At 34.2% G+C, this 25041-nt stretch carries 24 protein-coding genes and 1 tRNA gene; 21 read left to right on the top strand and 4 right to left on the bottom strand.

Going from position 1 to position 25041, the window contains the following annotated elements; translation table 11 throughout:
* Window positions 1-23: 23 nt before the first annotated feature.
* Window positions 24-956: a glycerophosphodiester phosphodiesterase gene (locus LIX58_RS00590; protein WP_126565392.1), complete on the bottom strand. Its 933-nt coding sequence runs from the start codon at window positions 954-956 to the stop codon at window positions 24-26.
* Between the two features lie 178 nt (window positions 957-1134).
* Here LIX58_RS00590 and LIX58_RS00585 point away from each other — a divergent pair, with 178 nt between their 5' ends.
* Entirely contained in the window at window positions 1135-1386 is a 252-nt protein-coding gene (locus tag LIX58_RS00585) for a DUF2129 domain-containing protein (RefSeq protein WP_126565393.1), read from the top strand.
* Between the two features lie 74 nt (window positions 1387-1460).
* Here LIX58_RS00585 and LIX58_RS00580 read toward each other — a convergent pair whose 3' ends face one another.
* Window positions 1461-1850, bottom strand: a complete 390-nt coding sequence (locus LIX58_RS00580) for a hypothetical protein (RefSeq protein ID WP_126565394.1) — start codon at window positions 1848-1850, stop codon at window positions 1461-1463.
* A 70-nt stretch (window positions 1851-1920) separates the two neighbouring features.
* On the opposite strand from LIX58_RS00580, the gene rsmD reads away from it, so the two are divergent.
* Both rsmD and coaD read left to right on the top strand, forming a co-directional pair.
* Window positions 1921-2472 carry a 16S rRNA (guanine(966)-N(2))-methyltransferase RsmD gene (gene rsmD / locus LIX58_RS00575; protein WP_126565395.1) on the top strand — a complete coding sequence of 184 codons (552 nt, stop codon included), beginning with the start codon at window positions 1921-1923 and terminating at the stop codon, window positions 2470-2472.
* Window positions 2465-2950 (top strand): pantetheine-phosphate adenylyltransferase, encoded by a 486-nt coding sequence (gene coaD, locus LIX58_RS00570; RefSeq protein WP_103329203.1) that lies wholly within the window; start codon window positions 2465-2467, stop codon window positions 2948-2950. The genes rsmD and coaD overlap by 8 nt, the downstream gene beginning before the upstream one ends.
* Window positions 2951-3024: 74 nt before the next feature.
* Here coaD and LIX58_RS00565 read toward each other — a convergent pair whose 3' ends face one another.
* A complete protein-coding gene (locus tag LIX58_RS00565; RefSeq protein WP_154837877.1) occupies window positions 3025-4161 on the bottom strand; it encodes a nucleotidyltransferase in 1137 nt (378 codons plus the stop codon).
* A 126-nt stretch (window positions 4162-4287) separates the two neighbouring features.
* On the opposite strand from LIX58_RS00565, the gene LIX58_RS00560 reads away from it, so the two are divergent.
* The 5 genes from LIX58_RS00560 (at window position 4288) to pheT (ending at window position 9819) form a co-directional block, all read left to right on the top strand.
* Window positions 4288-4842: a YceD family protein gene (locus LIX58_RS00560; protein ID WP_126565397.1), complete on the top strand. Its 555-nt coding sequence runs from the start codon at window positions 4288-4290 to the stop codon at window positions 4840-4842.
* An 85-nt stretch (window positions 4843-4927) separates the two neighbouring features.
* The gene (gene rpmF, locus LIX58_RS00555; protein WP_002435373.1) at window positions 4928-5101 is read left to right on the top strand and encodes a 50S ribosomal protein L32; all 174 of its coding nucleotides are present in this window, start codon (window positions 4928-4930) and stop codon (window positions 5099-5101) included.
* A gap of 135 nt (window positions 5102-5236) precedes the next feature.
* Window positions 5237-5977 (top strand): TrmH family RNA methyltransferase, encoded by a 741-nt coding sequence (locus LIX58_RS00550; RefSeq protein WP_154837875.1) that lies wholly within the window; start codon window positions 5237-5239, stop codon window positions 5975-5977.
* Between the two features lie 381 nt (window positions 5978-6358).
* A complete protein-coding gene (gene pheS / locus LIX58_RS00545; protein ID WP_154837873.1) occupies window positions 6359-7417 on the top strand; it encodes a phenylalanine--tRNA ligase subunit alpha in 1059 nt (352 codons plus the stop codon).
* Window positions 7417-9819, top strand: a complete 2403-nt coding sequence (gene pheT / locus LIX58_RS00540; RefSeq protein WP_226385995.1) for a phenylalanine--tRNA ligase subunit beta — start codon at window positions 7417-7419, stop codon at window positions 9817-9819. The genes pheS and pheT overlap by 1 nt, the downstream gene beginning before the upstream one ends.
* 457 nt (window positions 9820-10276) lie before the next feature.
* Here the strand turns inward: pheT and rnhC are convergent, their stop codons facing one another.
* Window positions 10277-11212: a ribonuclease HIII gene (gene rnhC / locus LIX58_RS00535; protein WP_154837869.1), complete on the bottom strand. Its 936-nt coding sequence runs from the start codon at window positions 11210-11212 to the stop codon at window positions 10277-10279.
* Window positions 11213-11447: 235 nt separating this feature from the next.
* Here rnhC and zapA point away from each other — a divergent pair, with 235 nt between their 5' ends.
* From zapA to LIX58_RS00470, 13 genes are all read left to right on the top strand, one after another.
* Entirely contained in the window at window positions 11448-11714 is a 267-nt protein-coding gene (zapA, locus tag LIX58_RS00530) for a cell division protein ZapA (protein WP_126565402.1), read from the top strand.
* Window positions 11715-12236, top strand: a complete 522-nt coding sequence (locus LIX58_RS00525; RefSeq protein WP_154837867.1) for a CvpA family protein — start codon at window positions 11715-11717, stop codon at window positions 12234-12236.
* A 77-nt stretch (window positions 12237-12313) separates the two neighbouring features.
* Window positions 12314-14026, top strand: coding sequence for a DNA polymerase/3'-5' exonuclease PolX (gene polX / locus LIX58_RS00520; protein WP_154837865.1), 1713 nt, complete (start codon window positions 12314-12316; stop codon window positions 14024-14026).
* A gap of 9 nt (window positions 14027-14035) precedes the next feature.
* Window positions 14036-16387: an endonuclease MutS2 gene (locus LIX58_RS00515; RefSeq protein WP_154837863.1), complete on the top strand. Its 2352-nt coding sequence runs from the start codon at window positions 14036-14038 to the stop codon at window positions 16385-16387.
* Between the two features lie 197 nt (window positions 16388-16584).
* A complete protein-coding gene (trxA, locus tag LIX58_RS00510; RefSeq protein ID WP_011276093.1) occupies window positions 16585-16899 on the top strand; it encodes a thioredoxin in 315 nt (104 codons plus the stop codon).
* Between the two features lie 97 nt (window positions 16900-16996).
* Window positions 16997-18781 (top strand): excinuclease ABC subunit UvrC, encoded by a 1785-nt coding sequence (uvrC, locus tag LIX58_RS00505; RefSeq protein WP_226385994.1) that lies wholly within the window; start codon window positions 16997-16999, stop codon window positions 18779-18781.
* 420 nt (window positions 18782-19201) lie between these two features.
* On the top strand, window positions 19202-19816 hold the full coding sequence (locus tag LIX58_RS00500) for a succinate dehydrogenase cytochrome b558 subunit (RefSeq protein WP_126565407.1): 615 nt from the start codon (window positions 19202-19204) through the stop codon (window positions 19814-19816).
* Window positions 19817-19934: 118 nt separating this feature from the next.
* Complete coding sequence (gene sdhA / locus LIX58_RS00495) at window positions 19935-21701, top strand: succinate dehydrogenase flavoprotein subunit (RefSeq protein ID WP_103329947.1); 1767 nt, start codon at window positions 19935-19937, stop codon at window positions 21699-21701.
* Window positions 21701-22552, top strand: coding sequence for a succinate dehydrogenase iron-sulfur subunit (sdhB, locus tag LIX58_RS00490; protein ID WP_126565409.1), 852 nt, complete (start codon window positions 21701-21703; stop codon window positions 22550-22552). The genes sdhA and sdhB overlap by 1 nt, the downstream gene beginning before the upstream one ends.
* Before the next feature lie 238 nt (window positions 22553-22790).
* Window positions 22791-23588 carry a glutamate racemase gene (gene racE / locus LIX58_RS00485; protein ID WP_154837859.1) on the top strand — a complete coding sequence of 266 codons (798 nt, stop codon included), beginning with the start codon at window positions 22791-22793 and terminating at the stop codon, window positions 23586-23588.
* A gap of 20 nt (window positions 23589-23608) precedes the next feature.
* Window positions 23609-24187, top strand: coding sequence for an XTP/dITP diphosphatase (locus LIX58_RS00480; protein ID WP_154837857.1), 579 nt, complete (start codon window positions 23609-23611; stop codon window positions 24185-24187).
* A gap of 2 nt (window positions 24188-24189) precedes the next feature.
* Complete coding sequence (locus tag LIX58_RS00475) at window positions 24190-24699, top strand: YfcE family phosphodiesterase (RefSeq protein ID WP_154837855.1); 510 nt, start codon at window positions 24190-24192, stop codon at window positions 24697-24699.
* Between the two features lie 224 nt (window positions 24700-24923).
* Window positions 24924-24997 (top strand) — tRNA-Arg (locus tag LIX58_RS00470).
* The last annotated feature ends 44 nt before the right edge of the window (window positions 24998-25041 follow it).

Below are 25041 nucleotides of genomic sequence, written 5' to 3'. Positions count from 1 at the left end.
GTCTCACTTTTTTTGATTCTAAATTATTTAGTTGTATTCATTAAAGTAGATTTAAATTGTTTACCTAGGTCCGGGCGATCTGTAACGAGTGTGTGTGCGCCTTTAGCATATAAATCGCTCATTAAATCCGTACTATTTACACCGTAATAACCTGGAACGATATTCAGTAAATTAAGCCATTGAATAAAACGTTGTGAAGTTAAAGGGATACCTTTGAATTTTAATGGCATTTGGAAAGTATCAGCGACAGGTTGGTAAGTGTGACCTAAACCTGTATTAAATTTTACAAAACCTTCAGCTACTTCTTGTTGGCTCGCTCCAATTGCAACGTCATTCTTACTGATTGCTCTAAAACGATCATTTTGCGCTTTATGGAAGCTTGTTACAAGTACACGATGTTGGGCATTATTTTTAACAATAATTTCATACATTTTATTTGGCGCAACAGAGCCTTCGTAACTATTAGGCGCGTCTTTTAAATCTACATTAATATACTTTTCAGGATACATATTTAATAATTCATCGAATGTTAAAATTTTTGCATGTTCATGTCCACGATATGGATGCGCACCATTAATATCTGTAAAGTGATAACCGGCATCTAAACGTTTTAATTCTGCTAAAGTATGCTCACTGACTTTGCCAGAGCCGTTTGTAGTACGGTCTACTGTAGCGTCATGGAAGACTATTAATTCTTCATCTTTAGTAAGTCGGACATCTGTTTCAAAGCCGTCTAAACCATGAGCGACTGCATTATCAAAAGCTAATTGTGTTTGTTCTGGACGCACAGCCATACCGCCTCTATGTGCAAAGATATACGGTGCTTGTCCATCAAAGAACTTTGGAATTTGCTTATTCGTTGTCACTTCTTTACTTTTATTAATAAAAAATAGACTGCCTAATAAACCAGCACTTGCTAAACTTAAATTTAAAGCCCATCTCTTCTTACTTATCATAAGTCGTTCCTCCTATAGGTTATTGCACTTAGCGTACCAAAAAATATTCTTATTCAAAAGTAAAGTGATGTTTTTAAGCCATGTTGTTCAATACCTTGGAATGAACTGTTTTTAAATATTTTATAAAATATTTAGTCGTGGTATAGTTAATATGCATAAAAAATGGAGTGAGTATGATATGGAATTAGTTTCGAGAGTGAGTTTAATTGTTTATCTAAAGCATATTAAACACGAACGTCAAATTCGGAAATATGGTCATATTGTTTATACAAATAAGCAACGCAAGTATGTTGTATTATATGTCAATGAACAAGATGCAGATAGAGTTGTTCATAAATTAATGAAATTAAAATATGTGCTCAACATTGATGGGTCACCTTATAAATATTTGAAAAAAACATATGAAAAAGAGAAACATGAAATGTTATAAAGCGTAAAACGGAAAGTGAATGTCCCGTTGTAATTGAGATATCATTGCATTTAGTCTTTTTAGCTTCTGCATAGTTATTGCATCGGTGGTATCCAATTTTGTAATCTAAGCACGCTAATTAAGTATTTAAAGTATAAATCGTGGGAGTGGAAAGCTTCTGGCGGTTGTACGTCAATACCTAACACAGGTACATTATATTTGTTTGCATGTGCATTAATAAGTTGAAATTTTTTATTATGGTCTGGGTAAGGATACTTCAAAGCATTGAGCATGATGTACATAGCTTGGAAATGCTGACCAGTAGTTGGTTGCATAATGATAGCGACAGAAGATAATTGCTTAGATGTTTGAGGTGAGTGGAAATAGACAATTTTGTCGATTCGAGTATGATTATATTCAATTAATGTTAAAAATTCGAATAAATCGGTTAGACCTTCGCCTAAGACGATAAATGATTGTTTCATAGCGTGATCATTCTCCTTTTTCAAAACAAATTATATTAAATAACTTAAGGAAATGGAAGTGTAAGTCAGAATGAGAGTTATTGCAGGTAAGCATAAAAGTAAACCGTTGGAAAGTTTAGAAGGACGAAACACACGTCCGACAATGGATAAGGTCAAAGAGGGAATCTTTAACAGTTTACACGATGTTCATGGCCTAGGACTGGATTTGTTTGCTGGAAGCGGTGCTTTAGGTATCGAAGGCTTGTCTCGTGGCATGGATAAAGTGATCTTTGTAGATCAAAACTTTAAAGCAGTTAAAGTGATTCAAGCCAATTTGAAACAACTTAATTTAACGGAGCAATCAGAAGTATATAAGAATAATGCAGACCGTGCATTAAAAGCGTTAAACAAACGTGAGATCCAATTTGATTATATCTTCTTAGATCCTCCTTACAATAAAGGATTAATTGATAAAGCGTTAGAACAAATTGCAGAGTTTAATTTATTAAAAGAAAGTGGTATCATCGTTTGTGAGTTTAGCAACCAAGAAGATATCGACACCAAAGGTTTCCAAGTGATTAAGCAATATCACTATGGGTTAACAGATACTTTGTTACTAGAAAAAGGAGAGCAAAATGGCTAAAACAAAAGCGGTCATCCCGGGTAGTTTCGATCCAATTACAAATGGTCACTTAGATATCATTGAAAGAAGTGCAGAACGATTTGATGAATTACATGTCTGTGTGTTAAAAAATAGCAGTAAAGCTGGTACATTTAGCGTTGAAGAACGCATGGCGTTAATTCGTGAATCTGTAAAACATTTATCTAATGTAGAAGTACATAACTTCAATGGATTATTAGTAGATTTCTGTGATCAAATTGGAGCTCAGACAATTATTCGTGGTTTAAGAGCTGTTAGCGACTTTGAGTATGAGTTGCGTTTAACTTCAATGAATAAAAAATTAAATAATAAGGTAGAAACAATGTACATGATGACGAGTACAAATTATTCATTTATTAGCTCGAGTGTTGTGAAAGAAGTAGCACAATATAAAGCTGATATTTCAGATTTTGTACCGCCAAATGTGGAAAAAGCCTTGAAAGAAAAATTTAATAAGTAAAATCTTAAAGTTTAATTTATAAAAGAGCGAAACGCCGAAATTTCATTAAGTAAAGTAATTTCGAGGTCTCGCTCTTATTTTTGTCTAATCACAGGTGTGTTAAAATCGTGGGCAGTTTGTCCAGACAGTAAATTATATATTTGTGTTGCCTTAATTTCATTTTTAAATAAATGAGCAGTTTTTTTGTTTACATTAGTAACGAATTGTCTTTCTGGAAATTGAGATTTTAAATATTTTAAATATTGTTGGCCAGTTTGGTTCATTCCTAATATTCGTACACTATTAATGTCGCTATTATAATCGTCTTTAGTTACATTAAGTAATATTTGCATGAGTACACGTTGTAAATGCGTATAAGTAAACCGTTTCGTTTTAATTAAAGACATAAACGTTTCAAAGTTGCTTGCTTCTTGTATGTGTGCTTTTAAGCGGTGTTCTAACCCTTCTGACATAGTATAAATCGTTGATAATTCTTCGGCAGAACGACTCAATAAATTATATTTAATCATTTGAAATGTATCTTCTTTTAATAAGTGAGGTTGACCATACAAATTTTTTATTTCTGAAGGTACGACAGTTTTCCAGTTATTGTTTTCATTTAATATGGATTGTCGAATTGATGAGCCACTCGCAAATATTTCATGCTTAATAGCTTTATCATGATGGGCTGAAGATACGCGCTGAATCGCTATTCCTTGAATAGTAGGGGCAAATTGAGAGATAGCTTTTAAATATGCCACACCCAATATATTATTCGGCGTCTGTAATATATCTTGATCTTCAATTAACTCATGAATAATTTTAGCGTAACTATGGCCTTCTTTTATTAATTTTTGAAAATGTGGCGACTGTTCTAATTCAGAAATATTTGTTGCTACATTTTCAAGACGGGTAATATCAGCAATTTCACTACCAAAAGCAATAGCGTCTATATTTAAATAATCAGCAACTTTAATACCTAATTGAGCGAAATAATCACTCGAAGAAAGGGTGGCAATAGTAGGTAACTCTACAACAAGATCTACACCTGAAAGAGCCATTTGAGTGCGGACAAATTTATTATAAAATGCAGGTTCGCCTCGCATGACAAAATTGCCACTCATAATAGCAATGTTCACATCAGCGTTGGACTGTAGCTTAGCTTGTTGGGCATGATAAAAATGTCCATTATGAAATGGATTATATTCAGTAATGAGTCCAACGCTTTTCATTTGCATTTCATCCTTTCAGTATTCATTATTAGTATTGTAACAGATGATAGGTTGTTAAGAAAAAATCTTGACAACTTATACTAGTAAAGTTAAAATAAATTTTGTGTTTGTTAGAGGTGAAGCCATATGAAATGGTCAATAACGCAATTAAGAAAATATCAAGGTAAGCCATTTGAGTTTAATCAAACGGCTAATTTTGAACATTTAATAGAACCCTTAGGTTTGATTGATTTATCAGAAATCAATGTTGAAGGTGAATTATCCGTTAAATCAAATGAAGTTATCGCAGATTTGCATGTAACAGGAACATACACTATGCCTTGTGCACGTACGTTAGTACCAGTTGAAGTTCCGTTAGATGTGCGTACATCTGAGATATTTGATTTAGAAGGTTATGATAATTATACCGATGAAGAGGTAGAAGAAGATGAACATTATCATCTTGCTACTGACGGTATGATTAATATCCGAAACATTGTTGAAGAATTGGTTATCATTGAGAAACCAATGCGTGCATTTTCTGAGAATAGTGATCAAATGCTTACAGAAGGTAACGGTTGGGAAGTTATTGACGAAGATCAAATGATCGAACTTGAAAAAGAAAAAGACAATGACGAATCCCAGACTAGACAAGTTGATCCTAGGCTTCAAAAATTACAACAATTATATGATAAAGAGTAATAGCGGGTTGTTTCAAATTATTGTATAATAATTTAATGACCTAAACACTTAAGATTACGTGTTTTAATATTAAGGAGGATATATCATGGCAGTACCAAAAAGAAGAACGTCTAAAACTAGAAAAAACAAACGTCGTACGCACTTCAAAATTTCAGTACCTGGTATGACTGAATGCCCAAGTTGTGGCGAATACAAATTATCTCACCGCGTATGTAAAAACTGTGGTTCTTACAACGGTGAAGAAGTCGTTTCTAAATAATCGACTAATAATATGATTGAATGAGTCTGTGACATTTTTAAATGTGACAGGCTCATTTTTATTTAAATAAGAGAAATGATGACTTACAATATAGATAATACTTAATAAATTACTCTTGAAAATGGAGATTAAAATATGGAACAAATTACGTCTGCGCAAAATAGTAAAATTAAAAATGCAAATAAGTTAAAAAAGAAACGTGAGCGCGATAAAACAGGCCAAGCATTAATCGAAGGTATCCATTTAATTGAAGAAGCTTATCAAAGTGGTATCACGATTAAACAATTATTTGTCATTGAGCCAGATAGAACGAATAGTGCACTTTTAGATTATGCAGAAGAAACATATGAAATTAATATGAAAGTGGCTGAATCTTTATCTGGTACAATTACGCCTCAAGGCTTCTTTGCAATTATTGAGAAGCCAGAATATGATATCGCTCAAGCTAAACAAGTGTTGCTTATCGACCGTATTCAAGATCCAGGCAACTTAGGCACGCTAATTCGTACGGCTGACGCTGCAGGTATTGATTTGATCGTTATGGAGAAAGGTACAGCGGATCCATACCAAGATAAAGTATTACGTTCTAGTCAAGGCAGCGTCTTCCACATTCCAGTTATTAGTGAAGATTTAAGAACATTTATTAATCAATTTGATGGCCCAGTTTATGGTACAGCCCTTGAAAATGCAGTCCCATTTAAAGAAGTGTCCTCTCAAGAAAGCTTTGCCTTGCTTTTAGGTAACGAGGGTGAAGGGGTTAATAAAGAATTATTAGATCAAACATCGCAAAATCTAATTATCCCAATTTATGGTAAGGCAGAAAGTTTGAATGTGGCTATTGCAGGTAGTATTTTTCTTTACCATTTGAAAGGTTGACCATAAGATTTAAAATCGGCTATACTTAGATGTAAACAATTTTTAAAATCACTAATTTAACATATAAAATTGAATGATTAACCGATAAAAAGACTTTAATTAACAAAGAGAATTGCTCAGGGAGAGTAAGCGTGACTGCAACTTACTCCAATTCTCGTTAATTACTTTCATCTTTTTGGTTACTTAAAGAGATTTAAGTCGGAGTGCGTCTTCGTTACTAACGTAAAACAAGTGTATGTCACATAAAGTATAGAGCATAGTTATACTTTATAACACATAAATTTGGGTGGTACCACGGAAAGACTTTCGTCCCAGTATATAGGGAGGAAAGTCTTTTTTTGTATTAAATTTAAATAATAGAAAGCGTGAGGTGTCTGTAATATGACTCAAAACGATTCAATGGCAGAATTAAAGCAACAAGCCCTTGTTGATATTAATGAAGCTCAAAATGAAAGAGAATTACAAGATGTTAAAGTTAAATATTTAGGTAAAAAAGGTTCAGTAAGTGGCTTAATGAAAAACATGAAAGACTTACCTAATGAAGAAAAACCAGCTTACGGACAAAAAGTGAATGAATTACGTCAAACAATTCAAAAAGAATTAGACGAAAAACAAGAATTATTAAAAACTGAAAAATTAAATCAACAATTAGCTGAAGAAACAATCGATGTAACATTACCAAGTCGTCAAATCAGCATTGGTTCAAAACATCCTTTAACAAGAACTGTTGAAGAAATTGAAGATTTATTCTTAGGTTTAGGTTACGAAATTGTGGATGGTTACGAAGTAGAGCAAGACTACTATAACTTTGAAGCATTGAACTTACCTAAATCTCATCCAGCGCGTGATATGCAAGATAGTTTCTATATCACTGATGAAATCTTGATGCGTACACATACATCTCCAGTACAAGCTCGTACGATGGAGAAACGTAATGGCCAAGGTCCAGTTAAAATTATTTGTCCTGGTAAAGTATATCGTCGTGATTCAGATGATGCGACACATAGTCACCAATTTACACAAATTGAAGGCTTAGTCGTTGATAAAAATATTAAAATGAGCGACTTAAAAGGTACGTTAGAACTAGTAGCGAAAAAATTATTCGGTGCGGATCGTGAAATTCGCCTACGTCCAAGTTATTTCCCATTCACTGAACCATCAGTAGAAGTAGACGTATCTTGTTTCAAATGTAAAGGTAAAGGATGTAACGTCTGCAAACACACAGGTTGGATTGAAATCTTAGGTGCTGGTATGGTACATCCAAACGTACTTGAAATGGCCGGATTCGATTCAAATGAATATTCAGGTTTCGCATTTGGTATGGGCCCTGACCGTATTGCAATGTTGAAATATGGTATTGAAGATATTCGTCATTTCTATACAAATGATGTTCGTTTCCTTGATCAATTTAAAGCTGTGGAAGATAGAGGTGAAGTATAATGTTGATTTCTAATGAATGGTTAAAAGATTACGTAGACGCTGGTGTTTCAGTTGAAGACTTAGCAGAACGTATTACACGCACAGGTATTGAAGTAGATGACATTATTGATTACACGAAAGATATCAAGAATTTAGTAGTAGGTTATGTTCAATCTAAAGAGAAACATCCTGATGCTGATAAATTAAATATTTGCCAAGTAGACATTGGCGAAGAGGAAGCAGTTCAAATCGTTTGTGGTGCACCTAATGTAGATGCTGGTCAACACGTTATTGTCGCGAAAGTTGGGGGTCGTTTACCAGGTGGTATCAAGATTAAACGCGCTAAATTACGTGGTGAACGTTCAGAAGGGATGATTTGTTCATTACAAGAAATTGGTATTTCAAGTAATGTCGTACCTAAAGCTTATGAGAACGGTATTTTTGTCTTTCCAACTGAAGTTGAACCAGGAACAGATGCTTTAACAGCACTTTATTTAAACGATCAAGTGATGGAATTTGATTTAACGCCAAACCGTGCAGATGCATTAAGTATGGTGGGTACTGCTTATGAAGTAGCAGCATTGTATCAAACTGAAATGACTAAACCAGAAACGCAAAGTAATGAAACTTCAGAATCTGCATCAAATGAATTATCAGTGACTATTGATAATCCTGAAAAGGTTCCATACTACAGTGCACGCGTTGTTAAGAATGTTACAATTGCGCCATCTCCAATTTGGATGCAAGCTCGTTTAATTAAAGCAGGTATTCGTCCAATTAATAATGTTGTTGATATTTCAAATTATGTATTATTAGAATACGGTCAACCATTACACATGTTCGACCAAGACCATATTGGTTCTAAGGAAATTGTTGTTCGTCAAGCTAAAGATAAAGAGACAATGACGACATTAGATAATACTGAGCGTACGTTAGTGAATACTGATATCGTGATTTCAAATGGTCAAGAACCAATCGCATTAGCTGGCGTAATGGGCGGAGACTTTTCAGAAGTAACTGAACAAACTACAAATGTAGTAGTAGAAGGTGCGATATTCGATTCAGTATCAATTCGTCACACATCACGTCGATTAAATTTACGTAGTGAGTCTTCTAGCCGTTTTGAAAAGGGTATCGCAACAGAATTCGTCGATGAAGCAGTAGACAGAGCATGTTATTTATTACAAACATACGCATCTGGCGAAGTGTTACAAGATAAAGTAGCTTCAGGAGACTTAGGTTCATTTGTGACACCAATCGATATTACAGCTGAAAAAGTAAACAAAACAATTGGCTTTGATTTATCAAGTGACGAAATTAAAGCTATCTTTGAACAATTAGGATTCGAAACAAAACAAAATGGTGACACTTTAACAGTTAACGTGCCATCACGTCGTAAAGATATTACGATTAAAGAAGATTTAATTGAAGAAGTAGCACGTATTTATGGTTACGATGAAATTCCTTCATCATTACCAGTCTTTGGCGAAGTGACTAGTGGGGAATTAACTGATCGTCAACATAAAACACGTACAGTGAAAGAAACGCTTGAAGGTGCTGGATTAAATCAAGCCATTACGTATTCGTTAGTATCTAAAGACCATGCGAAAGATTTCGCATTAGAAGAACGTCCAACGATTAGTTTATTAATGCCAATGAGTGAGGCACATTCTACATTACGTCAAAGCTTATTACCTCATTTAATTGAAGCGGCTGCTTACAATGTTGCACGTAAAAATAAAGACGTTAGATTATATGAAGTAGGTCGTGTATTCTTTGGCAATGGCGAAGGCGAACTTCCTGATGAAGTAGAATACTTAAGTGGTATTTTAACTGGCGAATATGTAGTGAATACTTGGCAAGGTAAGAAAGAAGAAATTGACTTCTTTATCGCTAAAGGTGTAGTAGATCGCGTAGCTGAAAAACTTAACTTAGAATTTAGTTATAAAGCTGGAGAAATTAATGGTTTACACCCAGGACGTACAGCGATTATTTCATTAGAAGGTAAAGAAATCGGCTTTATTGGTGAGTTACATCCTCAAGTTGCAGCTGATAATGATTTAAAACGTACGTATGTATTTGAATTAAATTATGATGCAATTATGCAAGTAGCGGTAGGTTACATTAATTATGAACCTATTCCTAGATTCCCTGGTGTAACACGTGATATTGCACTTGAAGTAAATAGTGATGTGCCTTCATCAGAATTGAAACAAATTATTCATGACAATGGTGAAGATATTCTACAAAGTACATTAGTATTTGACGTTTACGAAGGTGAACGTTTAGAAGAAGGTAAAAAATCAGTTGCTATTCGATTAAATTATTTAGATACAGAAGATACATTAACTGATGAACGTGTATCAAAAGTTCATGATAAGATTTTAGAAGCATTACAAGCACAAGGTGCTACAATTAGATAATCAATTTGAAGATTATAATATAAAGACTGTCGACAAAGTTTTCAATTTTGCCGACAGTTTTTTATTCTAATACTTTATTAGGGGATAATATGATAAAGAAATTCTTAGATGGATAGTCACTCATTCTGTTGTGATGCGTGCCTAGGGGGCTGGGTCGAGCCTTGGTCTCGACACTCATCCTGCTCCCTCAAGCGTCACACAACATCATTCGTAGTTTATCCTTAGAATTTCTTACATAAGTGCATAGCACTTATGTTCACTAACAATCAACATAGGAGTCGCCACAACTACACTACGTAATCTATCTTAGAACTACTTACGTAAGTGTGTGAACACTTAAGTTCATCAATAACGCATCCCCCAGGCGTCACTCAACTTCGTTTCATAATCCATTTTAGAACTACTTTTAATAACACAGAAAAAGCCACTTCGTAATTGAATGAAGTAGCTTTGTAACTTAATTATATTTTTTATTGACTAAGTTTTGTGCTTTTTCTCGGTTTTTGAAATGTTTTTTAGAAATACTATCCAATTTAGCAACGCCGTGTTGTTCAATGATACGAGCGGCTGCTAAATCGACTTTATTGCTAGCACCTTTTGGAATGTCACAGCGCAATGTTTTAGCGATATGATCCATATGTTTCACAAATGCATATCTTGAAATAATGCTTGCTGCAGCGATAGCTAAGGACTTTGATTCGCCTTTCGTTTCGAATTGAGTTTTTTCTGGAAATGGCAGTGCACTTAAGGCATAACGCTGATATACGCCACGTTCTGCAAATTGGTCAATCACAATATACTCTAATTCATCTGTAGAAATTTTTTGAGTCACATTTTTAATCGCTTCATTATGTAATACAGCTTTCATTTTAACTTGAGACCAACCTAGAGCTTGTCTTTCGTTATATTTCACATTATCAAGTGTTAATAAGGAATGGGGTAGGAAGGTAATAAGTTGTTCTGCTAATTCTACAATTTTAGGATCTGTTAATTTTTTCGAATCATCTACGCCTAACGTTTTTAAAATTTGTATATGCTCTTTTGAAACGTAAGCGGCACATACAGTAAGTGGTCCAAAGTAATCGCCACTACCCGCTTCATCACTGCCAATGCAGTTATATTCATTATATGAAATAGTAGGCACTGAAGTTTGCTTAGCTCTAGATGCATTTATATTTGAGTCAGCGTTATGGCTAGGTAATAATTGTTGCGCTACCGTTTCTGCTTGTTTACCTTGAAACATGACTTTTCCAGAGTTATATATATTAATCGTTGTTTGATTATACTTTGTGCGTGCTTTCATACCATTAGGTAATTGAGAGGTTTCAAATGATACTTGTTGCATCAATTGTTGAATCTCTTGTTCTGTTAATTTATGAACGACGTTAGCCATTACGATGCTTGACCTCACTTTTCAAAAAATACTGTTAAAACTTTCATAATGATAACATATATATTAGCTATAGTAAGAGATAACATTAAAAGTATAGAAGCTAGCCACTTACAAATAGGGGTGTGCTCATGTATAATATATTGTGATTATTTACTAATTTAAGAGAGTTTGCAATTTCTATATAACGATCCATGATAAGATTTAGAATAATTTAAATACGTCAGGAGTTGAGTTTATGGGAGAGTTTAAAAATCGCATTAATGTTTCAATTAATGATCAGAATTATACGATCATCGGTGAAGACAGTCCGGAACATATCCGTTACGTGGCTCATTTAGTTGATGAAAAGTTAAAAGAAATGGGACGAAAATCATCTGGACTTGATACAACAAGAAAATCTATATTAACGGCAGTAAATATTATGCATGAAAAAGTTCAATTAGAAGAGGAAAATCGTAAGCTCCGTCAAGAAATTCAACAATTAAAACATCGAGAAGATTAGATGCTAATTGATGTTATTGTTGTACTGATTATTATTTATTATATTGTGATGGGATTTAGAAGGGGCATTTGGCTCAGTAGTTTGCATTTATTAGCATCGATAGTCTCATTAATGATTGCGCATCATTTTTATCGTTTTATTGCTAAACAACTTATTGTGTTTGTGCCTTTTCCCAAAACAATCGCTTACGATACGTCATACGCATTTCACTTTAACGAATTACAACAACGTTTTGATACCATTTTCGCTTTTATTTTAATTACGTTTATTAGCAAGTTGCTTTTATATCTTATTATTGTAACTTTTGATAATATAGTGACGTATCAAAATATTGCATTAATAAGTAGAATATTGGGCTGTGCAATTAGTCTAGTATTGGTTATCATTTTACTTCAACTGGTACTATACATAGTAGCATTATATCCAGTTGACTGGTTACAACAGAGTTTATCGCATTCAATAATAGGAAGTGGCATTTTATTTCATACGCCATGGTTATCATCCTATATTTTAAATTTATAATTAAACAAAACTGATATGAGGTCAGGACAATAAGACTATGTTAGATGTCCTGGTCTTCTTTTTATGGAGTGAGTGTAGTGACTAAAAAAGATGTAATTCAATTATTAGAAAAAATAGCCACATATATGGAGTTAAATGGAGAAAACACATTTAAAGTTTCTGCATATAGAAAAGCAGCACAAAGTTTAGAAATCGATGAGCGTGCTTTAGATGAAATTGAAGATGTGACAGAATTAAAAGGTATTGGTAAAGGTGTAGGGGAAGTTATCAATGAATATCGTACTACAGGAGAATCATCTACCTTACATGAACTTCAACAAATTGTGCCTGAAGGATTAATTCCACTAATGAAAATCCAAGGTTTAGGTAGTAAAAAAATAGCGAGATTATATAAAGAGCTTAACATTACTAATAAAGAGAGCCTACAAGCAGCATGTGAAAATGGTAAAGTGAGCGAATTAAGTGGTTTTGCTAAAAAGACAGAGCAAAATATTTTAGAAGCAGTGAAAGCATTAGGTGCTAAAAAAGATCGTTATCCAATTGGCTTAATGCGCAAATTAAATCAAACGATTAGTGAATATTTAGAGACGCTAGAAGGCGTTGATAAATATTCTGTAGCTGGCAGCTTCCGTCGTTACAAAGAAATGAGCAAAGATTTAGACTATATTATTAGCACAGACCATCCTGATAAAGTGCAACAACAATTATTGGCCATACCCAATAAAGTGAAAGAAGTGGCTGTAGGTCAGACAAAAGTTTCTCTTGAGTTAACTTATGATGATGAAACAGTGGGTGTAGACTTTAGATTGATCGAACCAGCGGCATACTATCATACGTTACAACACTTCACTGGTTCTAAAGACCATAATATTCGTATTAGACAACTTGCTAAAGCGCAAAACGAAAAAGTCAGTGAATATGGTATTGAACAACAAGATGGTACGCTTTTACAATTTCAAAGTGAAGCGGAAATTTACCAACATTTTGGTAGTGAATGGATCAATCCGGCAATGCGCGAAGATGGTAGTGAATTCGATAAAGATTTAAGCAATATTATTACGTTAGACGATATTAATGGCGATATCCATATGCATACGACATTTAGTGACGGTGCTTTTTCAATTCGAGAAATGATAGAAGCGAATATTAAAAAGGGTTACCAATTTATGGTGATTACCGACCATTCAAAAAGTTTAAGAGTAGCGAATGGTTTACAAGTTGAAAGATTATTGCGTCAAAATGAAGAAATTAAGAAATTGAATGAAGAATATAAAGAAATCGATGTCTATTCGGGAACTGAAATGGATATTTTACCTGATGGTTCATTAGATTATGATGATGACGTTTTAGCGCAATTAGATTATGTGATTGCGGCAATTCATCAAAGTTTTAATCAGTCTGAAGAAGAAATTATGAAGCGCCTAGAAAATGCATGTCGAAACCCTTATGTAAGACATATTGCACATCCTACAGGCCGAATTATAGGAAGACGTAAAGGTTATGAGCCAAACATTGAGCAATTGATGAAACTGGCAGAAGAAACCAATACGATTATGGAAATTAATGCTAACCCAGCTCGTTTAGATTTAAATGCAGATACAGTAAGAAAATATCCAAACGTTAGATTAACCATTAATACGGACGCACATCATACGGATCACTTAGACTTCATGAAATATGGTGTCGCAACTGCACAAAAAGGTTTCGTTCATAAGGATAGAGTCATTAATACGATGTCTAGGGAAGCATTCAAAGATTTAGTAGAGAATAATATAAAATTGAAGAAATAGAGGGATTGTATGAGACAAAAAACATTAGACGTCTTAGAATTTGATAAAATTAAATCATTTGTGGCTTCTGAAACAGTCAGTGATTTAGGACGTGAAAAAGTGTCTAAGATGTCTCCAGCCACAGATTTTGAAACAGTAGAGTTTCAAATGAATGAAACGGATGAAATCTCACAAATTTATAACAAACATCGTATGCCTAGTTTAAGTGGCTTAGCCAAAGTATCACCACTGATTCATCGTGCTACGATTGGTGGGGTACTGAATGTTACTGAATTAAATTTGATTAAACGATTAATTCAAGTTCAGAATCAATTTAAGACATTTTATAATCAATTACTGGAAGAAGATGAAGAAGTCGTTAAATATCCTATCTTGAATGATAAGATGAGCCAACTTCCAGTACTTTCAGACCTTTTCCAAGAAATTAATGAGAAATGTGATACGTACGATTTATACGATAATGCAAGTTATGAGTTACAAGGTATTCGAAGCAAGATTTCAAGCACTAACCAACGCATTAGACAAAATCTTGATCGTATTGTAAAGAGTCAGGCAAATCAGAAGAAATTATCAGATGCGATTATTACTGTACGTAATGATCGAAATGTTATCCCAGTTAAAGCAGAATATCGCCAAGACTTTAAAGGGATTGTGCATGACCAATCTGCTTCTGGACAAACACTATACATTGAACCCTCTTCAATAGTAGAGATGAATAATCAAATTAGTCGTTTACGCAATGATGAAGCGGTAGAACGTGAACGCATCTTAACAGAATTGACAGGATTAGTTGCTGCCGAGGCGGATGGCTGTCTAGTAGCAGAATCGGTGATGGGACACATTGATTTCTTAACGGCAAAAGCACGTTATGCGCGTTCAATTAAAGGGACTAAGCCAACATTTTATAAAGAAAGAACGGTTTATTTACCCAATGCATACCATCCTTTATTAGATAGAGAGACTGTGGTAGCGAATACAATTGAATTTATAGATGATATTGAAACAGTGATTATTACTGGTCCTAACACAGGTGGTAAAACAGTCACACTTAAAACGTTAGGTCTTATTATTGTGATGGCCCAATCTGGTTTATTGATTCCTACATTAGACGGTAGTCAATTAAGTGTCTTCGAGAACGTCTATTGTGATATCGGGGATGAGCAATCTATCGAGCAATCATTATCTACCTTCTCTTCTCACATGAAAAATATTGTTGAAATTTTGAAAGAGACAGATAAAAATAGCTTAGTCTTATTCGATGAATTAGGTGCAGGTACGGACCCTAGTGAAGGGGCAGCACTTGCTATGAGTATTCTAGATCACGTGCGTGAAATTGGCTCTTTAGTCATGGCAACAACGCATTATCCAGAGCTTAAAGCTTACAGCTATAATCGCGAAGGTGTAATGAATGCCAGCGTTGAATTTGACGTGAATACATTGAGCCCTACGTATAAATTATTGATGGGCGTTCCAGGCCGTTCGAATGCATTCGATATTTCTAGAAAATTAGGCCTCAAACTGAGTATCATTAATAAAGCTAAAACAATGATTGGTACAGATGAACAAGAAATTAATTCAATGATTGAATCACTTGAAAAGAATTCAAAACGTGTAGATGAACAACGTATTGAATTAGACCGATTATTAAGAGAAGCTAAAACAACGCATGATGATCTTGAACAGCAGTATCAACAATACAAAAATTATGAACAAAAATTAATGGATGAGGCTAAAGAAAAAGCCAATCAACGTGTGAAATCAGCAACCAAAGAAGCAGATGAAATCTTAAAAGAATTACGCGAATTGCGAGATAAAAAAGGCGCTGATGTTAAAGAACATGAATTAATAGATAAAAAGAAACAATTAGACGATCAATATGAAGCGAAATCTATTAAACAAAATGTTCAAAAACAAAAATATGACGAAATTCACGCTGGAGATGAAGTGAAAGTTTTATCTTATGGTCAAAAAGGTGAAGTATTAGAACTTGTGGGTGATGATGAAGCCGTTGTACAAATGGGCATCATTAAAATGAAATTACCTATTGAAGATTTAGAAAAAACGAAGAAGAAAAAAGAAAAGCCAGTTAAAATGGTTACACGTCAAAATCGTCAAACGATTAAAACAGAACTAGATTTAAGAGGCTATCGATATGAAGAAGCGGTAGGCGAGTTAGACCAATACATCGACCAAGCGGTATTAAGTAACTATGAACAAGTCTATATTATTCATGGTAAAGGTACAGGCGCTTTACAAAAAGCTGTACAAAACCACTTGAAGAAACATAAAAGCGTTAAATCATTCCGAGGTGGTATGCCAAGTGAAGGTGGCTTTGGTGTGACGGTAGCTGAACTTAAATAATTAATAAATTTTTGTAAGCAAGGATGTTGATTTTTTATTTATTTGACGTACAATAAAGCGAGTGAAATAATAAATCAGTGATTTATGAATAGATTTTTAAAAATAAGAAATGGATTAATTGAGCAAGAGCAATGCAGATGCGATTAAAGTCTGTTATAATTTGCTCATCATTCAAAATTTAAGGAGGATTGGCAATTATGGCAATCGTAAAAGTAACGGATTCAAACTTTGATGAAAACATTCAATCAGGCGTTAAACTAGTAGATTTCTGGGCTACTTGGTGTGGACCTTGTAAAATGATTGCACCTGTATTAGAAGAATTAGCAGGTGATTATGACGGTAAAGCTGACATCTTAAAATTAGATGTAGATGAAAATCCTTCAACTGCTGCTAAATTTGAAGTAATGAGTATCCCAACTTTAATCGTATTTAAAGATGGCGAACCAGTCGATAAAGTAGTTGGTTTCCAACCTAAAGAAAACTTAGCTGAAGTTTTAGACAAACATCTATAAGAATGACAATAAAGTAATCAAGACTGGGGCATTACATTAAATGTAATCGCTCCGTCTTTTTTATATGCGCTTTAAAATAGCGGGAAGGAGGACATTAATGGCAGACTACCAAGATAAGATTAGAGATAAGTTGAGTGTAGTTCCATTTGAACCAGGTTGTTATCTAATGAAAGATCGTAACGACCAAGTGATTTATGTAGGTAAAGCGAAACGCCTAAGAAATCGATTACGCTCATATTTTACTGGCGCACATGATGCTAAAACAACGCGCTTAGTTGCTGAAATCAGAAATTTTGAATTTATAGTAACATCCAGTGAAACTGAATCGCTTTTATTAGAATTAAATTTAATTAAACAATATCAACCGCGTTACAATATTTTATTGAAAGATGATAAAAGCTATCCATTTATAAAAATTACTAAAGAAAAGCATCCAAGATTAATAGTGACAAGAACTGTTAAGAAAGGTTCAGGTAAATACTTTGGACCTTATCCAAATGCGTATTCTGCTCAAGAAACGAAAAAGTTATTAGACCGTATTTATCCATTTAGAAAATGTGACAACATGCCAGATAAATTATGTTTGTATTATCATATTGGGCAATGCATGGGACCATGTGTGTATGATGTAGATCAACAAAAATATGCTCAAATGACACGTGAAATTAGTGATTTTCTAAATGGCGAAGATAAAACAATTTTAAAAAATTTAGAAACTCGTATGATGGAAGCGAGTGAGAAATTAGATTTCGAACGTGCGAAAGAATATAGAGATTTAATTCAACATATTCATAATTTAACTAAAAAACAAAAAATTATGTCTTCTGATAATACCATTCGTGATGTCTTCGGCTATAGCGTGTCTAAAGGTTGGATGTGTATTCAAGTATTCTTTATCCGTCAAGGTAATATGATTCAACGTGATGCTACGATGATTCCCATACAACAAACTGAGGAAGAAGAATTTTATACATTTATAGGTCAATTCTATAGCTTGAATCAACACATTTTACCTAAAGAAGTTCATGTTCCTAAAAATCTTGATAAAGACATTATCCGTTCAGTTGTTGATACTAAAATTGTCCAACCGGCAAGAGGTACTAAAAAAGAAATGGTTGATTTAGCAAGCCATAATGCAGAAGTAGCCCTTGATAATAAATTCAAATTAATTGCTAAAGATGAATCACGCACGGTTAAAGCAATTGAAGAGTTAGGCGAACGTATGGGTATTCAAACACCGATTCGTATTGAAGCTTTCGATAACTCAAATATTCAAGGGGTAGATCCTGTTTCAGCAATGGTTACATTTGTGGATGGTAAACCGGATAAAAAAGGCTATCGTAAATATAAAATTATGACCGTACAAGGGCCCGATGATTATAAATCAATGCGCGAAGTTGTGCGCCGTCGTTATACACGTGTATTGAATGAAGGCCTTCCTTTACCAGATCTTATTATCGTTGATGGTGGTAAGGGACATGTGTCTGGCGTTATTGATGTTTTAGAGAATGAATTAGGCTTAGACATTCCAGTCGCTGGTTTAAGAAAAAATGATAAACACCAAACATCTGAATTACTTTACGGTGCGAATGCTGAAGTTGTACCAATGAAGAAAAATAGCCAAGCATTTTACTTACTCCATCGTATTCAGGATGAAGTCCATCGATTTGCGATTACATTCCATCGTCAAACACGCCAAAAAACGGGTCTACAATCCGTACTTGATACAGTAGACGGTATTGGAAGTAAACGAAAAACTAAACTCTTACGTACATTTGGCTCTATTAAAAAAATGAAGGAAGCAAGTGTGAGTGATCTACAAGCTGCAGGACTGCCTGAAAAAGTAGCTAAAAATTTACAACAAGCGCTAAAAAACGACTGATTTCAAAAAAAGGGGTATGAGAATTATTCTCATACCCCAAAAACATATAAAAAATGTTACAATAAAGTTAACAAAAAGCTTATTTTTTTAAGAAAGTATGGAAGCGTTTTCTAATTGAGAATTGTTATCATCATAGGGTTTTTGAAAATAGTAAGATTTTACTTGCATATCTCATAAATCTACAATGAATGAAATGTATTTACTTTTTTAAGTCCTACTTGTTTACATAAATGATAAAAATGAAGACTCATTTTTAGATATATAATTTTCAGATTTATTCAAATTTTAATTTTGAGAATTCCTTATTTTTGCAAGTACTAAATAAAGTAGTAAATACTTTTGCTAATAATTCTTAACGAGAGAGATGGGCTTTCTTAAGGATGGGCAATTTAAATAATTGGTTTACAGGGGGGACTCCTTTTGGCAAAGTCTAAAAACGAATTTTACCTAAGACGAATTCACTCGTTGCTAGGTATCATTCCAATCGGTGCATTCTTAATTGTTCACTTAATGGTGAACCATCAAGCAACACAAGGTGCTGAAGCTTTTAATAAAGCTGCTAACTTTATGGAATCTTTACCATTCCTATTAGCGATTGAATTTTTATTTATTTACTTACCAATTTTATACCATGGTCTTTATGGTATTCATATTGCATTTACTGCAAAAGAAAATATCGGTCATTATTCTTTATTTAGAAACTGGATGTTTGCTTTACAAAGAGTTTCAGGTATTGTGACATTCGTCTTTGTATTTATGCATTTATGGCAAACAACTTTACAAAAGTATTTCTTCGGTAAGGAAATTAATTATGATTTAATGCACCGCGTATTGGAAAATCCATTTGTATTAATTATTTACATCATTTGTATTATTTGTGTTATTTTCCATTTCTCAAATGGATTATGGTCATTCTTAGTAACATGGGGCTTTTTACAATCTAAAAAATCTCAACGTGTTTTCACTTGGGTTTCTTTAATTGTATTCTTAATTCTTTCATACATCGGTGTAACAGCACTTTTAGCATTCGTATAGAACATGAATAAAAACGAAATTAAACCTTTAGATAATGAGTAATAATTAACAGTTACTTATATATCAAGGTTATACGTGACGTTAAGTTGTAGATATCTTTTAGGGGAGTGACAATTCTATGGCAGAGAAAAAAATTATTGTTGTCGGTGGAGGCCTTGCTGGTCTGATGTCAACAATTAAAGCTGCAGAACAAGGTGCGCATGTTGATTTATTCTCAATTGTACCTGTTAAACGTTCGCACTCTGTATGTGCCCAAGGTGGTATTAATGGTGCGGTAAATACTAAAGGTGAAGGTGACTCACCTTGGATTCACTTTGATGATACAGTTTATGGTGGGGACTTCTTAGCTAACCAACCACCTGTTAAAGCAATGGCTGAAGCTGCACCATCTATTATTCACTTATTAGACCGTATGGGCGTAATGTTTAGTAGAACTAAAGAAGGTCTTTTAGACTTCCGTCGTTTCGGTGGAACGTTATATCACCGTACAGCATTCGCAGGTGCGACTACTGGACAGCAATTACTTTATGCACTTGATGAACAAGTACGTTCATTTGAAGTGGATGGTTTAGTTACTAAATATGAAGGCTGGGAGTTCTTAGGTATTGTTAAAGACGACGAGAACGCAGCTAGAGGTATTGTTGCCCAAAACATGACAACATCTGAAATTAAATCATTTGGTTCAGACGCTGTTATTATGGCAACAGGTGGCCCTGGTATTATCTTCGGTAAGACAACAAACTCAATGATTAATACAGGATCTGCTGCCTCAATCGTTTACCAACAAGGTGCTAAATATGCAAATGGTGAATTCATTCAAATTCATCCAACAGCTATCCCAGGTGATGATAAACTTCGATTAATGAGTGAATCAGCACGTGGTGAAGGTGGACGTATTTGGACATACAAAGATGGTAAGCCATGGTACTTCTTAGAAGAGAAATATCCTGATTACGGTAACTTAGTACCACGTGACATTGCGACACGTGAAATCTTTGACGTTTGTATTAACCAAAAATTAGGTATTAATGGCGAAAACATGGTGTACCTTGACTTATCTCATAAAGATCCACACGAATTAGATGTAAAACTTGGTGGTATCATTGAAATTTATGAGAAATTTACAGGTGATGATCCACGTAAAGTACCTATGAAGATCTTCCCAGCGGTTCACTACTCAATGGGTGGATTATATGTAGATTATGACCAAATGACTAATATCAAAGGTTTATTTGCAGCAGGGGAATGTGATTTCTCTCAACACGGTGGTAACCGTTTAGGTGCTAACTCATTATTATCAGCCATTTATGGCGGTACAGTTGCTGGTCCTAATGCAATTAAATATGTTGAAAATGTAGAAACTTCATACACAGACTTAGATGAAAGTATTTATCAAAAACGTGTAGATGAAGAACAAGAACGCTTTGATAACTTATTAAACATGCGTGGTACTGAAAATGCTTATAAACTTCATCGTGAACTTGGTGAAATTATGACAGCAAACGTAACAGTAGTACGTGAAAACGATAAATTACTTGAAACAGATAAGAAAATTGTTGAACTGATGAAACGTTATCAAGACATTGACATGGAAGATACGCAAACTTGGAGTAACCAAGCAGTATTCTTCACACGTCAATTATGGAATATGTTAGTTTTAGCACGAGTAATTACTATTGGGGCTTACAATCGTAATGAATCACGTGGAGCTCATTATAAACCAGAATTCCCTGAACGTAATGATGATGAATGGTTAAAAACAACTTTAGCTGAGTATCAAGGTAAAACAGAAGCACCTAAATTTACTTATGAACCAGTTGATGTAAGTTTAATTCCACCACGTAAACGTGATTACACTAGTAAGTCTAAAGGAGGTAAAAAATAATGGCTGACACTCAATCAGTAAAAGAAACTCCAGAAGAACGTCGTAATGAAGAAGCGCGCAATCGTGAAGAAGGTCAACAAAAAGAAACAAATCAAAAAACTGTTAAATTAATTATTAAACGTCAAGATAATCAAGACTCTAAACCATATGAAGAAGAGTTTGAAATTCCTTATAAAGAGAATTTAAACGTTATCGCATGTTTAATGGAAATTAGACGTAATCCTGTAAATAGTAAAGGTGAAAAGACGACGCCTGTAACTTGGGATATGAACTGTTTAGAAGAAGTATGTGGTGCTTGTTCAATGGTTATTAATGGTCGTGCGAGACAATCATGTTCAGCAATCGTTGATCAATTAGAACAACCGATTCGCTTAGAACCAATGAGCACATTCCCAGTTATTCGTGACTTACAAGTAGATCGTACAAGAATGTTTGACAACTTAAAACGTATGAAAGCGTGGATTCCTATCGATGGTACGTATGACTTAGGTCCTGGTCCACGTATGCCAGAGAAAAAGCGTCAAACAGCTTATGAATTATCTAAATGTATGACTTGTGGTGTATGTTTAGAAGTATGTCCTAACGTAACACGTAACAACAAATTCGTAGGTGCACAAGCGATTTCTCAAGTACGTTTATTCGACTTACACCCAACAGGTGCAATGACTAAAGATGAACGTTTAGATGCATTAATGGGTACAGGTGGTTTACAAGAATGTGGTAACTCTCAAAACTGTGTGAATGCTTGTCCAAAAGGTATTCCTTTGACAACTTCAATCGCAGCATTAAACAGAGAAACAACATTCCATATGTTTAAATCATTCTTTGGTTCAGACCACAAAGTAGATTAATTAAGATAAATCTGGACAAAAAGGTTTAGAATTTGAACAGAAATAATAATTTTTCTTATAATATAATTTATTAAATGTCTCAACCTGACATTTAGCACTCACAATTAGAAGTAGATAGTGATTTTGTAATAAATCGCTATCTACTTTTTTATTTTCAAAATGGATAAAACGGATTAGTCAAACTCAATAGATGACTGTGGTAAAATGAGAGTATTATGTATTATAAGGATGAATGTAAATGAATAAACCAATTGGTGTAATAGATTCTGGCGTAGGAGGGTTGACCGTTGCGAAGGAAATCATGCGACAACTTCCTAATGAAACGATTTATTATTTAGGGGATATAGCAAGATGTCCATATGGCCCACGCCCTGGTGAGGAAGTTAAAGAATTTACAACACAGCTTGCAAATAAATTGATGGAATTTAATATTAAAATGTTAGTAATTGCTTGTAATACAGCAACTGCGGTAGCACTTGAGCATTTACAACAAATATTACCTATCCCTGTGATTGGAGTAATAGAACCTGGTGCGCGTACTGCAATTATGACCACGAAAAATCAGAACGTTTTAATCTTAGGTACTGAAGGAACAATTAAGTCTGAAGCTTATCGCCATCATATTAAGCGTATCAATCCAAATGTAAATGTTTATGGCGTAGCATGTCCTGGATTTGTTCCTTTAGTAGAGCAAATGCGCTACGATGATCCTACAATCACAAGTATCGTTATTCATCAAACCTTAAAGCAGTGGCGTAATTCAGATGCTGACACGGTCATTCTTGGTTGCACTCACTATCCTTTATTGTATAAACCAATTAATGATTACTTTGGTGGAGAAAAAAAGGTAATCTCTTCGGGTCTTGAAACAGCACGCGAAGTCAGTGCATTACTTACATTTAGTAATGAACATGCGAGCTATTCGCCAAATCCACCGCACCGTTTCTTTGCTACAGGTGATACTGTACATATCAAAAATATTATTGCACAATGGTTAAAACTAGACGTTGAAGTTGAACGTATTCAAGTTATTTAAAAGAATGGAGTGACATAACTTTGGCAGATATAGTAATTGCGTCAAATAACCAAGGTAAAATTAATGATTTTAAAGCAATCTTTCCTAATGATAATGTGATAGGTATTTCTGAAGTCATCAAAGATTTCGATGTAGAAGAAACAGGTACTACTTTTGAAGAGAACGCGCGTTTAAAATCAGAGGCAGCAGCTAAAGCTTTGAATAAACGTGTGATTGCAGATGACAGTGGTTTAGAAGTATTCGCACTAAATGGAGAGCCAGGTGTTTATTCTGCACGATATGCGGGCTTGGATAAAAATGATGAAGCAAATATTGATAAATTGTTACACAATTTAGAAGGTAAAGAAGACAGAGAAGCACAATTTGTTTGCGTCATTAGTATGAGCGCTCCTGGAGAACCTACTCAAACATTCAAAGGCACTGTAGGTGGAGAAATTACAACTGAGAGACAAGGAGAGAATGGATTCGGTTATGATCCAATATTTTTTGTTCCTGAAAAGGGCAAAACAATGGCTCAACTCACAACTGAAGAAAAAAGCGAGATTAGCCATCGAGGCAACGCTATTCAGAAATTAAATGCTTATTTGGAGCGTGATTAATGATGTCTAAATGGTTAATTGTAAGTGATAATCATACAGAAGCGGGTATTTTACACCAATTGTATGAGCAACATAAAGATGCAGATGCCTTTATCCATCTTGGTGACTCTGAATTTGAATATAATGATACAGAATTAAGTTTGTTTCGACGTGTCAAAGGGAATTGTGATTTCTATCCAGAGTTTCCTAACGAAGAAATTGTTGAAGTAAATGATGTTAAAGCTTTTTATACTCATGGCCATCTTTATTCAGTAAATCAAACACGTATGCGATTAGCTGAAAAAGCTCAGACCCTAGGATGCAAATTAGCATTTTATGGGCATACTCATGTAGCGAAATATGAGAAATTGGGTAACGTTCATGTTATCAATCCAGGTAGCATTTCACAATCACGTAGTAATATTGAAGAAACATTTGCAGAATTGTTAATAGACGATAATAATCATCATGCTACACTACGTTTTAGAAATAGAGATAACCAAGTTATCGACACAACTGAATTTCAAATTTAGTTCCTAACACTTAGGCATGCTTTAGTGTTTTACATTAAAGCATGCCTAAGTGTCATTTTATAAATACATTACTTAACCATTGCCCTATAAATAATTTTAAATACAATGTAAAAGTGATAGTAATAATTATACTTAATTAGTGAAAAATATAAACTTTTTTTATATCAAAGCTATTGCTAAATGACTTTTCTTTAGCTATAATAATTCTTGTGTTAAAAAATCATGTCCTGGTAGCTCAGCTGGATAGAGCAATGGCCTTCTAAGCCATCGGTCGGGGGTTCGAATCCCTCCCAGGACGCTATAACCCGTTGATATATCAACGTTTACAGCGAGCAAGTGTCA

The organism is Staphylococcus sp. Marseille-Q1834 (assembly GCF_916858875.1).
Taxonomy (GTDB): domain Bacteria; phylum Bacillota; class Bacilli; order Staphylococcales; family Staphylococcaceae; genus Staphylococcus; species Staphylococcus pragensis.
Note: the sequence above shows the minus strand (reverse complement) of the source record. Positions and strands in the feature narration are given on the sequence as shown.

Bases quoted from the DNA above. Each gene is read 5' to 3' on its own strand.
- LIX58_RS00590 (WP_126565392.1), bottom strand. From the start codon at position 956: ATGATAAGTAAGAAGAGATGGGCTTTAAATTTAAGTTTAGCAAGTGCT.
- LIX58_RS00585 (WP_126565393.1), top strand. From the start codon at position 1,135: ATGGAATTAGTTTCGAGAGTGAGTTTAATTGTTTATCTAAAGCATATT.
- LIX58_RS00580 (WP_126565394.1), bottom strand. From the start codon at position 1,850: ATGAAACAATCATTTATCGTCTTAGGCGAAGGTCTAACCGATTTATTC.
- rsmD (WP_126565395.1), top strand. From the start codon at position 1,921: ATGAGAGTTATTGCAGGTAAGCATAAAAGTAAACCGTTGGAAAGTTTA.
- coaD (WP_103329203.1), top strand. From the start codon at position 2,465: ATGGCTAAAACAAAAGCGGTCATCCCGGGTAGTTTCGATCCAATTACA.
- LIX58_RS00565 (WP_154837877.1), bottom strand. From the start codon at position 4,161: ATGAAAAGCGTTGGACTCATTACTGAATATAATCCATTTCATAATGGA.
- LIX58_RS00560 (WP_126565397.1), top strand. From the start codon at position 4,288: ATGAAATGGTCAATAACGCAATTAAGAAAATATCAAGGTAAGCCATTT.
- rpmF (WP_002435373.1), top strand. From the start codon at position 4,928: ATGGCAGTACCAAAAAGAAGAACGTCTAAAACTAGAAAAAACAAACGT.
- LIX58_RS00550 (WP_154837875.1), top strand. From the start codon at position 5,237: ATGGAACAAATTACGTCTGCGCAAAATAGTAAAATTAAAAATGCAAAT.
- pheS (WP_154837873.1), top strand. From the start codon at position 6,359: ATGACTCAAAACGATTCAATGGCAGAATTAAAGCAACAAGCCCTTGTT.
- pheT (WP_226385995.1), top strand. From the start codon at position 7,417: ATGTTGATTTCTAATGAATGGTTAAAAGATTACGTAGACGCTGGTGTT.
- rnhC (WP_154837869.1), bottom strand. From the start codon at position 11,212: ATGGCTAACGTCGTTCATAAATTAACAGAACAAGAGATTCAACAATTG.
- zapA (WP_126565402.1), top strand. From the start codon at position 11,448: ATGGGAGAGTTTAAAAATCGCATTAATGTTTCAATTAATGATCAGAAT.
- LIX58_RS00525 (WP_154837867.1), top strand. From the start codon at position 11,715: ATGCTAATTGATGTTATTGTTGTACTGATTATTATTTATTATATTGTG.
- LIX58_RS00515 (WP_154837863.1), top strand. From the start codon at position 14,036: ATGAGACAAAAAACATTAGACGTCTTAGAATTTGATAAAATTAAATCA.
- trxA (WP_011276093.1), top strand. From the start codon at position 16,585: ATGGCAATCGTAAAAGTAACGGATTCAAACTTTGATGAAAACATTCAA.
- uvrC (WP_226385994.1), top strand. From the start codon at position 16,997: ATGGCAGACTACCAAGATAAGATTAGAGATAAGTTGAGTGTAGTTCCA.
- sdhA (WP_103329947.1), top strand. From the start codon at position 19,935: ATGGCAGAGAAAAAAATTATTGTTGTCGGTGGAGGCCTTGCTGGTCTG.
- sdhB (WP_126565409.1), top strand. From the start codon at position 21,701: ATGGCTGACACTCAATCAGTAAAAGAAACTCCAGAAGAACGTCGTAAT.
- racE (WP_154837859.1), top strand. From the start codon at position 22,791: ATGAATAAACCAATTGGTGTAATAGATTCTGGCGTAGGAGGGTTGACC.
- LIX58_RS00475 (WP_154837855.1), top strand. From the start codon at position 24,190: ATGTCTAAATGGTTAATTGTAAGTGATAATCATACAGAAGCGGGTATT.